Origin of the sequence: Sutcliffiella horikoshii, from assembly GCF_002157855.1 — a bacterium.
GTDB classification, from domain to species: Bacteria; Bacillota; Bacilli; order Bacillales; family Bacillaceae_I; genus Sutcliffiella_A; species Sutcliffiella_A horikoshii_C.
This window is the reverse complement of sequence record NZ_CP020880.1, coordinates 3,003,892-3,015,404: the sequence shown is the minus strand read 5'-3', so window position 1 is coordinate 3,015,404 and position 11,513 is coordinate 3,003,892. Positions and strand designations below refer to the sequence as shown.

The 11,513-nt window shown below is 41.2% G+C and carries 12 protein-coding genes and 1 other annotated feature; of the genes, 11 read left to right on the top strand and 1 reads right to left on the bottom strand.

What is annotated here, in order from left to right; genetic code table 11:
- Positions 1-33: 33 nt before the first annotated feature.
- From B4U37_RS15650 to B4U37_RS15630, 5 genes are all read left to right on the top strand, one after another.
- The gene (locus B4U37_RS15650) at positions 34-1,092 is read left to right on the top strand and encodes an AI-2E family transporter (RefSeq protein ID WP_244951526.1); all 1,059 of its coding nucleotides are present in this window, start codon (positions 34-36) and stop codon (positions 1,090-1,092) included.
- A gap of 46 nt (positions 1,093-1,138) precedes the next feature.
- Positions 1,139-1,350: a binding site (T-box leader), on the top strand.
- A 200-nt stretch (positions 1,351-1,550) separates the two neighbouring features.
- A complete protein-coding gene (gene alaS, locus B4U37_RS15645; protein WP_088018944.1) occupies positions 1,551-4,184 on the top strand; it encodes an alanine--tRNA ligase in 2,634 nt (877 codons plus the stop codon).
- 82 nt (positions 4,185-4,266) lie between these two features.
- Positions 4,267-4,533 carry an IreB family regulatory phosphoprotein gene (locus B4U37_RS15640; RefSeq protein WP_010196077.1) on the top strand — a complete coding sequence of 89 codons (267 nt, stop codon included), beginning with the start codon at positions 4,267-4,269 and terminating at the stop codon, positions 4,531-4,533.
- Between the two features lie 3 nt (positions 4,534-4,536).
- The gene (ruvX, locus tag B4U37_RS15635; protein ID WP_088018943.1) at positions 4,537-4,953 is read left to right on the top strand and encodes a Holliday junction resolvase RuvX; all 417 of its coding nucleotides are present in this window, start codon (positions 4,537-4,539) and stop codon (positions 4,951-4,953) included.
- A gap of 16 nt (positions 4,954-4,969) precedes the next feature.
- Positions 4,970-5,254 (top strand): DUF1292 domain-containing protein, encoded by a 285-nt coding sequence (locus tag B4U37_RS15630; RefSeq protein ID WP_010196082.1) that lies wholly within the window; start codon positions 4,970-4,972, stop codon positions 5,252-5,254.
- A 20-nt stretch (positions 5,255-5,274) separates the two neighbouring features.
- Here B4U37_RS15630 and B4U37_RS15625 read toward each other — a convergent pair whose 3' ends face one another.
- Positions 5,275-5,751 (bottom strand): Rrf2 family transcriptional regulator, encoded by a 477-nt coding sequence (locus B4U37_RS15625; RefSeq protein ID WP_088018942.1) that lies wholly within the window; start codon positions 5,749-5,751, stop codon positions 5,275-5,277.
- A gap of 245 nt (positions 5,752-5,996) precedes the next feature.
- Here B4U37_RS15625 and mltG point away from each other — a divergent pair, with 245 nt between their 5' ends.
- The 6 genes from mltG to greA all read left to right on the top strand — a co-directional run bounded on the left by mltG (position 5,997) and on the right by greA (position 11,455).
- Positions 5,997-7,136, top strand: a complete 1,140-nt coding sequence (gene mltG / locus B4U37_RS15620) for an endolytic transglycosylase MltG (protein ID WP_088018941.1) — start codon at positions 5,997-5,999, stop codon at positions 7,134-7,136.
- Between the two features lie 163 nt (positions 7,137-7,299).
- Positions 7,300-7,962, top strand: coding sequence for an O-methyltransferase (locus B4U37_RS15615; RefSeq protein ID WP_088018940.1), 663 nt, complete (start codon positions 7,300-7,302; stop codon positions 7,960-7,962).
- Positions 7,959-8,885: a peptidase U32 family protein gene (locus tag B4U37_RS15610; RefSeq protein ID WP_088018939.1), complete on the top strand. Its 927-nt coding sequence runs from the start codon at positions 7,959-7,961 to the stop codon at positions 8,883-8,885. Before B4U37_RS15615 ends, B4U37_RS15610 begins: the two co-directional genes overlap by 4 nt.
- A gap of 22 nt (positions 8,886-8,907) precedes the next feature.
- Entirely contained in the window at positions 8,908-10,179 is a 1,272-nt protein-coding gene (locus B4U37_RS15605; protein WP_088018938.1) for a peptidase U32 family protein, read from the top strand.
- 4 nt (positions 10,180-10,183) lie between these two features.
- The gene (udk, locus tag B4U37_RS15600; protein ID WP_088018937.1) at positions 10,184-10,819 is read left to right on the top strand and encodes a uridine kinase; all 636 of its coding nucleotides are present in this window, start codon (positions 10,184-10,186) and stop codon (positions 10,817-10,819) included.
- 162 nt (positions 10,820-10,981) lie between these two features.
- Entirely contained in the window at positions 10,982-11,455 is a 474-nt protein-coding gene (greA, locus tag B4U37_RS15595) for a transcription elongation factor GreA (protein WP_010196096.1), read from the top strand.
- Positions 11,456-11,513 lie beyond the last annotated feature (58 nt).

The window sequence follows — 11,513 nt, the reverse complement described above, 5'->3', positions numbered from 1 at the left end:
TAAATAGAGAATAACGAGTAGGAGGCGTTTCTCTTGGAAAATCAGAAGAAATGGCTGTTACGCCTAGGTACACTTCTACTCGTTATGATCATTTTGTATGTTTTTATGAAACTGAGTCCATTGTGGGCGCCCGTTTTGAAGGTTATCTTCATCATCAGCATCCCATTTTTCATCAGTATTTTCATTACATACCTGCTGCATCCCGTTGTAGAATACACTCACAACAGAGGGATGCCTAGACCAATTGCTATCTTAATCATTTACCTATTATTTTTTGGTGGAATCGGTCTCATAGCTTATAAAGGGATACCTGTCATCATTGACCAGCTTTGGGAGCTTTCAGAAAACTTCCCGCGACTGTCTCAAACATATAGCGGTTGGATCAAGCAGATTCATAGTTCCACTTCTAGTTGGCCGGACGGAATCCACGATAGAGTGGATCAAACCTTTAGTGAATTTGAAGCAATGCTCTCCAATCTCTTGACAAAAGTTGTAGCCGGATTAAAAGGGGTATTAAACTCCTTTTTTATATTGATTGTCATTCCTTTCATAGTGTTTTACCTGTTGAAGGATTATGATCAAGTGAAAAAAACGGTCTGGTACTTGACCCCTCGAAAATGGAGGGAACCGGGAATTGCCTTTTTGAAGGACGTAGACATCTCACTAGGCAGCTATATAAGAGGACAGTTGACGGTATGTTTGATCATAGGCATACTTGCAACCGCAAGTCTCTGGCTGACTGGCATGAAATACCCACTCGTGCTTGGTGTGATAATAGGAATCACGAACATCATCCCTTATTTTGGACCGATTATCGGAGCTTTTCCGGCAGTTATCATCGCTGCGACTATTTCTGTGAAGATGGTACTATGGGTAATCGTCATTATTTTTGGTCTGCAATTTATAGAAGGGAACATTTTATCGCCATTAATCGTGGGCAAAAGTCTTCATATTCACCCGGTATTCATCATTTTGGCTCTATTAATTGGAGGAGAGGTCGCAGGGGTGGTAGGATTGATTTTGGCAGTACCTGTATTCGCTGTGCTGAAGGTTACTTTAACACATCTTACTGCTCATTTCATCAAACATTGACAACGGTCTTTCTGTTGCATATAATCGAAGCATACTAGCTACATAAACCAATTCAAAGAAGGATCTGAGTACATTACAGACCATCCTGAAAGAGAGGAATTCCACGGCTGAAAGGATTCCAGGGTGAAGGGTAATGGAAAGCTAATCCGGAGAGCAGGGTAAAATCCTGCCGGCTTGCACCGTTAAAGCAATCTGAGAGATGACAGAACCATTCTGTCATAATCAGGGTGGTACCGCGAGAACACTCTCGTCCCTGTTATTAGGGACGGGAGTTTTTTGTTTTCTTCAAATTTCCCTGTTGACTGAAGTGCAAGGTGTGAGACTCCGGCGGGAGGTAGCGGTAGGTTGAGACCCCACAGCGCAGCGAGGAGGCTCAAGCACCGCCCTCTGGATAAGCGACCACCTGGAACGAAAGGAAACAGGAGTTTAATCAGTAACACCTAAAGGAGGAAAATCAAATGAAACATCTAACATCTGCTCAAGTACGACAAATGTTCCTAGACTTCTTTAAAGAAAAAGGACATGCTGTTGAACCTAGCGCATCCCTTGTCCCACACGAAGACCCATCCCTATTATGGATCAACAGTGGCGTGGCAACCCTAAAAAAATACTTTGATGGCCGTGTCATCCCAGCAAATCCCCGTATTTGCAATGCACAAAAATCCATCCGTACCAATGATATTGAAAACGTAGGAAAAACAGCACGCCACCATACATTCTTTGAAATGCTTGGTAACTTCTCCATTGGAGAGTACTTCAAAAAAGAAGCGATCGACTGGGCTTGGGAATTCCTTACGAGCGAAAAATGGATTGGTTTTGAAGCGGAAAAGCTATCCGTCACCATTCATCCAGAAGATGAAGAAGCATATAAGTACTGGAATGAAGTAATTGGCGTTCCTGCTGAAAGAATTATCCGCCTAGAGGGTAACTTCTGGGATATTGGAGAAGGCCCAAGTGGACCAAACACAGAAATTTTCTATGACCGTGGTGAAAGCTATGGCAATGACCTGAATGATCCAGAACTATATCCAGGTGGAGAGAACGAACGCTACCTTGAAATTTGGAATCTTGTATTTTCTGAGTTCAATCACAACCCAGACCATACATACACACCGCTTCCAAAGAAGAATATTGATACAGGTATGGGCCTTGAGCGTATGGTAGCTGTTATCCAAGACGTACCAACAAACTTTGATACAGATCTTTTTATTCCTATTATCGAAGCGACTGAAAATGTGTCCGGTGAAAAATATCGCACAAATGCTGAAAAAGATACGGCATTCAAAGTAATCGCTGACCATATCCGTACCGTGACATTTGCAGTAGGTGATGGAGCCCTGCCTTCTAATGAAGGACGTGGCTATGTACTTCGCCGTTTACTAAGAAGAGCTGTTCGTTACGCAAAACAACTTGGCATCAACCGCCCATTTATGTATGAGCTTGTACCGGTTGTAGCGGAAATCATGGTCGATTTCTACCCAGAGGTAAAAGAAAAACAAGACTTCATTCAGCGTGTAGTGAAAACCGAAGAAGAGCGTTTCCATGAAACATTGAATGACGGGTTGGCGATCCTTTCCACTGTCATAGCAAAGGCTAAAGAAGATGGAAGTACGGTGGTTTCTGGTTCAGACGCATTCCGACTGTATGATACGTATGGCTTCCCTGTTGAACTGACAGAAGAATATGTGGAAGAACAGGGTATGACGCTTGATCACGAAGGTTTCGAAAAGGAAATGGAAATGCAACGTGATCGTGCTCGTTCCGCCCGTCAAGACTCTAATTCCATGCAAGTTCAATCAGGTGTGCTTGGGGAAATCCGTACAGAAAGCAGTTTCGTCGGATATGACCAGCTTACTGCAGAAACGACTTTATCTATTATTGTTAAAGACGGCGAGCTAGCAGATTCAGCTGTAACAGGTGATGAGGTTCAAGTAATTTTGGCGGAAACACCTTTTTACGCGGAAAGCGGAGGCCAGATTGCTGACCACGGCTACATCGTAACCGAATCTGGCAGAGGATTTGTAAAGGATGTTCAAAAAGCTCCAAACGGCCAAAACCTTCATACCATCGTAGTGGAAGAAGGCGTGTTAAATAGAGAACAGGCCGTTAAAGCAGAAGTACATGCGAAAAACCGTGCACAAATTATTAAAAATCACACAGCTACACATATTTTGCATCAAGCATTAAAAGACGTGCTTGGGACTCATGTAAACCAAGCGGGATCACAAGTGACGGCAGATCGTCTTCGCTTTGACTTCTCTCATTTTGGTCAAGTGACACAAGAGGAAATCGAGAAAATCGAAGCGATTGTTAATGAAAAAATCTGGGCTAGCATCAATGTTGTCATTGAAAACAAATCCATCTCAGAAGCAAAAGCAATGGGTGCCATGGCATTGTTCGGTGAAAAGTACGGAGATATTGTCCGTGTTGTCCAAGTTGGAGAATACAGCCTTGAGCTATGCGGTGGTTGCCATGTTCCAAATACATCTGAAATTGGTTTATTCAAGATTGTTTCTGAATCTGGAATAGGAGCAGGAACACGCCGTATGGAAGCTGTCACAGGTGAAGGGGCTTACCGTTTACTAAATGATCAAGTACAACTGTTAAAAGATGCAGCGGCGAAGCTGAAAACGAAACCACAGGAAGTTGGAACAAGAATCGATGTTCTTTTATCTGATATGAAAGAACTGCAAAGAGAAAACCAATCCTTGGCTTCGAAGCTTGGAAACATTGAAGCATCCAGCCTTTCTTCCAAAGCGAAAGACGTTAATGGCGTAACAATGCTAGTGAGCAAGGTAGCAGGAACAGACATGAATAATCTGCGTACGATGGTGGATGATTTAAAAAATAAGCTTGGTTCTGGTATCATAGTACTTGCAAGCGTCCAAGATGGTAAAGTGAATATTTCTGCAGGGGTAACAAAAGATCTAATTGAAAAAGGTTACCATGCCGGCAAGGTTGTAAAAGAAGTGGCTACACGTTGCGGTGGCGGCGGCGGAGGTCGTCCTGACATGGCACAAGCAGGCGGTAAAAACCCGGAACAAGTCGATTCTGCATTACAATCTGTTGAAGATTGGATAAAATCCGTTTAACATTGCCGACATTTGGTGTACAATATAGGTAACAATTGACAAGCAGATAGAAAAAAAGAAGTCTAAGAGAGAGGTGCAAATGATGAGCTCCTTTGACAAAACAATGAAGTTTAACTTTCCGGAAGATGCATTGGAAGCTAATGTGGATGACGTATTAATAACAGTTTATGAGGCGTTGCAGGAAAAAGGGTACAACCCCATCAACCAGATTGTCGGTTACTTGCTATCTGGAGACCCAGCATACATTCCGCGTCATAAAGAAGCAAGAACGCTTATTCGGAAAATTGAAAGGGACGAGCTAATTGAAGAATTAGTGAAGTCTTACCTAGAACAGCACCGCAAGGAGTAGTACATGCGCATTTTGGGCTTAGACGTCGGTTCCAAAACAGTCGGTGTTGCCATCAGTGATGAAATGGGATGGACAGCACAGGGCTTGGAAACGATAAAAATTGATGAAGCAATAAAAAATTTAGGGTTTAAGCGATTGAAGCAGATCATCGCTGAATATAAGCCTGAGAAAGTCGTAGTTGGCTTACCAAAGAATATGAACGGTTCTATCGGTCCCCGCGGCGAAGCCAGTCAGCATTATGGTGAAATGCTGACTGCTAAAACGGGACTGCCGGTCATCTATTGGGATGAAAGGCTTTCTACTGTAGCAGCAGAAAGAATTCTGCTTTCTGCTGACGTAAGTAGAAAAAAAAGAAAGCAAGTAATAGACAAGATGGCTGCCGTTGTCATTTTACAAGGATATCTTGACAGCCAACAATAAATTAGAGGTGAGCATAATGGAACACGGAGAACAAAATATTACAGTAGTAGACGAAAACGGGAATGAGCAATTATGTGAGGTGCTTTTCACATTTGATTCTGAGGAATTTGGAAAGTCCTATGTACTTTATTACCCAGTAGGTGCGGAAAATGATGACCAGGATGACATCGAAATCCATGCATCAAGCTTCGTTCCTAGCGAATCAGAAGAAGGTGGCGACCTTCAACCGGTTGAAACGGATGAAGAGTGGGACATGATTGAAGAAATGTTAAACACTTTCTTGGCTGAAGAAGAAGAGTAAGAAAAAAGAGAGCAAGCAGGTTACTCCTGTTTGCTCTCTTTATTTTTGTCCATGTTTTTTTCTTCTGTAAACAATAGAGTGGTCAATTGCTCTTTGTTTGTTATCAGATCAGCTAAAGTGTATTGATCCAAGACAGATATGAACGCTTGTGTCGCCTGATATAATACGCCTTTTAACTTACAATGTGGCGATATGATACAAGACGCATTATCTTGAAAACACTCAACAATATGAAAGTCTTCCTCCGTTTGCCGTACCAATTCACCAATATTCAATTCCTTTGGTTCCTTGGCTAACAATAATCCCCCATTACGGCCGCGGATAGTCTCCACATAGCCTAACTTTCCAAGATGAAAGGTAACCTTCATAAGATGATTTTTCGAAATGCCATAAGCTTCTGCTATTTCTTTTATTTGGATTAGTTTGTTGTTTTGAGGTGCGCTTGCTAAATATAATAGAACTCGTAATGAGTAGTCAGTGTATAGTGTAAGTTTCATATTCTACCTCCAATTTTATTTTACCATACCCTTTATTCTCAATGAAAATGGTAAAACTACTAAATGACTGTATGTTGTTCACCCTAATAAATTCAAAATATTTAGGAAAAAAGTAATGAATAATGCGAAAAAAATGGTAAAATATGATGTGGGAATGTGTCGGAAAAGAGAAAATACATGCTTTTTTGTCAAAAAATTAATGAATTTGTTGTATAATTGTTAGTTGTACGAGAGGGGGTATTTTTTTGTCTGAAAAAAACAACAAAGACTATATTCAAGAAAAATTGAAAGAAAAACATTTTGAAGCAAAGATTGTGCGCCGCATTGTCTTTACAGTATTTGTCTTACTTATGCTAGCCCTGACTGGTATTATTGGCGGCGGTTATTTTTATATAAAAAATGCATTGCAGCCTGTGAATGAAGAAGATACCAAAACAGAAAAAGTGGAAATTCCTATAGGATCCTCTCCGACATCCATCGGTCGTATTTTAGAGGAAAATGGTATCATTAATAATGGTAAAGTATTCCGATACTATGTAAAGTTTAAAAATGAATCAGGATTTATGGCGGGAGAATACGAGCTAAGTCCTTCCATGAACCTTGATGAGATCATAGGTTTCTTAAAAGAAGGTAAAGTTCAACAGGAAGTCCTCTTCCAGATTACCATTCCTGAAGGTCGTCAATTGGAGCAAATTGCTGTCATCCTGGAAAATAGAATGGGGCTTTCGGAAAAAGAATTCCTCGAAAAAGCAAATGACAAGGATTTCCTCGAAAAGATGAGGGAGAAATATCCAAAAGTTATTACAGATGAAATGTTCGATGAAGATGTTAAGTATGCTTTGGAAGGCTATCTATTCCCTGCAACCTATCCTTTCTATGTAGAAAATCCGACGGCAGAAGAAGTGATTGATATCATGCTTCAAAAGACTGATGAGATTCTACAGTATGACGAAGTAAGAATAGGGATGGGCAATATGGATTTAACTCCACATGAATTGCTGACGATGGCAAGTTTGATAGAAGCAGAAGCAACTGTTCAAACAGACCGTGATTACATTTCAAGTGTATTCTATAATCGACTTGACGTAGGAATGCCGCTTCAAACAGATCCAACTGTGTTATATGCGCTTGGTGAACATAAAGAGCGGACATTATATGAGCATCTTGAAGTGGACTCACCTTACAATACGTATAAGAACCAAGGTCTACCACCGGGACCTATCGCCAATGCCGGTCTTACATCCATTCAAGCTGCATTGAAGCCTGCTGAAACTGAGTATTACTACTTTTTGGCAACACCAGATGGCGAAGTCCTATTCAACGAAACGCTAGAAGAGCACAACATCGATAAAAATGAACATATCACAAGTCAGGACAACGGATAAGTCTGATAGGGAAGTGCGAAATTAATTCGCATTCCCTATTTTTTTGTGGTAAAATATATCGAGTTGTTTTGAACTAAAATGTTTTAACGTAAAAAGAGGGTTCCTCCGTTGAGGTCACCTCTATTTTCTTTGTTTTTAGCAAGATTAAAGGAGGCGTCCACCGTTGGAAGCCAATGAAAATAAAGTAATATCCTACTTAAATACACTCACTCCCCAAAGGAATGAATTAGTCAGCAACATGGAAAAGCTTGCTGAAAAAGAAAATGTCCCAATTATGGACCTGGTCGGAATGGAAACACTCCTTCAGCTCCTAAGGCTTTCCGCACCAAAAAGAATTCTGGAAATAGGCGCAGCTATCGGATACTCCGCTATCAGAATGGCACAAGCTTTACCAGAAGCGACCATTGTAACAATAGAGCGTGACGAACACAGATACCTGCAAGCAAAATCACATATAGAACAAGCCGGGCTCCAAGATAGAATTCATTTGATATTCGGGGACGCATTGGAAGTGCTCGATCAAGTGAAAAAAGAAGCACCGTTTGATTTCATTTTTGTTGATGCAGCAAAAGGGCAATACGAACGGTTCTTTACGATGTATGAAACCCTGTTAAACGAAATGGGCATCATCATCACCGATAACGTCCTCTTTCGGGGGATGGTAGCAGAGGACCACGAATTGATTGAACCAAAAAGAATCAGAAACCTGGTCAAAAAGATTGACCGATACAATAGATGGTTGATGGAACACCCAGACTATATCACCACGATCTTGCCTGTTGGTGATGGGATCGCAATCAGTAAAAAAAGAGGTGAAGAACGTTGAAAAAACCTGAGTTATTAGTGACACCGCTAGACTTAACGAATTTAAAAGACTTAATAGACGCCGGTGCAGATGCATTTGTTGTCGGAGAAGAGCGCTACGGCTTGCGCTTGGCTGGAGAATTCAAAAAGGACGAAGTGAAGGCAGCCATTGATCTTGCTCATGAGAACGGGAAAAAAGTGTATGTGGCAATGAATGCCCTTTTCCATAATGAAAAAGTGGACGAGTTGTCCGACTATCTTCAAATCTTGAATGAAGCAGGTGCAGATGGGGTTATCTTCGGAGATCCGGCTGTATTAATGGCAGCAAAAGAAGTTGCTCCAAACATGCCGCTGCATTGGAATACAGAGACCACAGCAACCAACTACTACACCTGTAATTACTGGGGCAGAAAAGGCTCCAAACGTGCCGTATTGGCCCGCGAACTCAACATGGATGCCATTGTTGAAATCAAGGAAAACGCAGAAGTGGAAATAGAAGTTCAAGTCCATGGCATGACATGTATGTTCCAATCCAAGCGTTCATTGCTTGGGCATTATTTTGAATACCAGGGCAAACAAATGGAAGTGGAAAAAGGCAAGGAACGCGCCATGCTTCTCCATGACAAGGAACGAAGCAATAAATATCCTGTCTATGAAGACGAAAACGGCACCCATATCATGAGTCCAAATGACATGTGCATCATTGACGAACTGGAAGAAATGATGGATGCAGAAGTGGACAGCTTTAAAATTGACGGTGTACTTCAAACACCGGAATATATCGTTGAAGTAACAAAGAGATATAGAAAAGCAATAGACCTTTGTGCAGATGACAGAGAAGCCTATGAAGATATCAAAGATGATCTGTTAAATGAAATGGAAGAACTTCAACAAGACCACCGTCCACTCGACACAGGGTTCTTCTTTAAAGAAACAGTCTATTAATGTGAAAAGGAGGTAGCCTTTTATGACAACCTATGTAAATGATAAGATTTCTAAGATAGTTGACGGAAAACGGGTAATTGTTAAAAAACCAGAACTACTTGCCCCGGCAGGAAACCTAGAGAAATTAAAAATAGCTGTTCAATATGGTGCAGATGCTGTTTTCATCGGTGGTCAAGAATACGGACTTCGTTCCAATGCTGGAAATTTCACCTTTGAAGAAATGGCAGAAGGTGTTCAATTTGCTGAAAAATTTGGCGCGCGCATCTACGTTACCACCAATATTTTTGCTCACAATGAAAACATGGACGGGTTGGATGATTACCTTCGCGGCATTGAAGGCGCTGGAGTTCATGGAATCATCGTTGCTGACCCGCTCATCATTGAAACATGCAGAAGAGTGGCACCTAAGCTTGAAGTTCACTTAAGTACCCAACAATCCTTGTCCAACTGGAAAGCAGTTCAGTTTTGGAAAGAGGAGGGCCTAGAGCGTGTCGTGCTTGCTCGTGAAACAAGCGCGGAAGAAATCCGTGAGATGAAAGAGAAAGTGGACATCGAAATTGAGACCTTCATTCACGGTGCCATGTGTATCGCATACTCTGGACGCTGTACGCTAAGTAATCATATGACCGCACGAGATTCTAACCGCGGAGGCTGCTGTCAGTCTTGCCGTTGGGATTACGACTTATATGAATTGAACGGCGGAGAAGAAAAACCGTTATTTGCAGAAGGTGATTCACCATTTGCTATGAGTCCTAAAGATTTAAAGTTAATCGAATCTATTCCTAGAATGATTGAACTTGGAATTGACAGTTTGAAAATTGAAGGCCGCATGAAATCCATTCACTATGTAGCAACAGTAGTAAGTGTATACCGCAAAGTAATCGACGCTTATTGTGCCGATCCTGAGAACTTCACGATTCAACAAGAATGGTTGGAAGAACTTGATAAATGTGCAAACCGCGAGACGGCACCTGCTTTCTTTGAAGGTGTTCCGGGGTATAAAGAGCAAATGTTTGGCAACCATAGCAAGAAGACAGACTTTGACTTCGTTGGATTGGTGCTTGATTATGATAAGGAAACTCAAATGGTGACCTTACAGCAACGAAACTTTTTTAAACCAGGCGATGAAGTGGAATTTTTTGGTCCGGAAATTGAAAACTTCACACAAAAAATAGAGAAGGTTTGGGATGAAAAAGGCAATGAACTAGATGCTGCCCGCCATCCATTACAAATCGTGAAATTTAAAGTGGAAAAGCCGATTTATCCGAACAACATGATGCGAAAGGGGCAGTAATACCATGGGGAAAAAACCGATCGTAATCGGTGTAGCCGGAGGATCTGGCTCAGGGAAAACGAGTGTAACAAAAGCTATCTTTGATCATTTTACAGAGAAGTCCATCCTAATGCTTGAGCAAGATTATTACTATAAAGACCAGACAGACGTGCCGATGGAGGAAAGATTAAAAACAAATTATGACCATCCTTTGGCATTCGATAATGATTTATTGATTGAACACATTAAGCATTTATTAAACTATGATAACGTCAATAAACCTGTCTATGATTACACGCTTCATACAAGATCCACACAAGTCATCGAAGTAGAACCGAAAGATGTTATCATTGTGGAAGGAATTTTGGTATTAGAAGACGAACGTTTGCGTAACTTAATGGATATAAAGCTTTTTGTAGATACAGATGCAGATTTACGCATTATCCGCCGCATGTTGCGTGACATTAAAGAACGCGGACGTACGATTGATTCTGTCATCGAACAATATGTGACCGTTGTCCGCCCAATGCACAATCAATTCATTGAACCAACAAAGCGATACGCAGATATTATCATCCCTGAAGGTGGACAAAATCATGTTGCCATCGACCTGATGGTAACAAAAATTCAAACAATTCTTGAACAAAAAGAGATTTTGTAATAACATATGATAAGCTAGAGAATTTTCCAATTGTGGAAGGAGCGACGATGTATTCCATTTAATGGGTACATCTTTTTCCGCATTTACATAGGCTTTGAACTTTATTGCCATAAAGATACAACGTAAATTGGGGAATGCAATTACTAGAAGGAGTGAAAAGTCATGGCACAAGAGAAAGTATATCCAATGACACAAGCAGGGAAAGACAAGCTTGTGCAAGAATTAGAGAATTTAAAATCCGTAAGACGTAAAGAAGTGGTAGAGCGTATTAAAATAGCACGTAGTTTCGGAGACCTTTCTGAGAACTCTGAGTACGATTCTGCAAAAGAAGAGCAAGCATTCGTAGAAGGACGCATCACGCTTCTTGAACAAATGGTCCGTAACGCAAAAATCATCCAAGAAGACAAGGATACAGACGCAGTCGGCCTTGGTAAAACTGTAACGTTTGTGGAGCTGCCAGACGGCGAAGAAGAAACTTACACAATCGTAGGAAGCGCTGAAGCTGATCCGTTCGAAGGCAACATCTCCAACGAATCTCCAATGGGAAGCTCCCTAATGGGCAAACGCGTAAACGATGAAGTAACCATCCAAACTCCAGGTGGAGAAATGAACGTGAAGATTGTTTCCGTAAAATAAGCAAGGCTGTTTATGAAAGATTCTTGCAATCTAAAAGATAGATGGAAGAGTGGATTGT

Coding starts and splice junctions, on each gene's coding strand:
- alaS (WP_088018944.1), top strand. CDS start 1,551: ATGAAACATCTAACATCTGCTCAAGTACGACAAATGTTCCTAGACTTC.
- B4U37_RS15640 (WP_010196077.1), top strand. CDS start 4,267: ATGAGCTCCTTTGACAAAACAATGAAGTTTAACTTTCCGGAAGATGCA.
- ruvX (WP_088018943.1), top strand. CDS start 4,537: ATGCGCATTTTGGGCTTAGACGTCGGTTCCAAAACAGTCGGTGTTGCC.
- B4U37_RS15630 (WP_010196082.1), top strand. CDS start 4,970: ATGGAACACGGAGAACAAAATATTACAGTAGTAGACGAAAACGGGAAT.
- B4U37_RS15625 (WP_088018942.1), bottom strand. CDS start 5,751: ATGAAACTTACACTATACACTGACTACTCATTACGAGTTCTATTATAT.
- B4U37_RS15605 (WP_088018938.1), top strand. CDS start 8,908: ATGACAACCTATGTAAATGATAAGATTTCTAAGATAGTTGACGGAAAA.
- udk (WP_088018937.1), top strand. CDS start 10,184: ATGGGGAAAAAACCGATCGTAATCGGTGTAGCCGGAGGATCTGGCTCA.
- greA (WP_010196096.1), top strand. CDS start 10,982: ATGGCACAAGAGAAAGTATATCCAATGACACAAGCAGGGAAAGACAAG.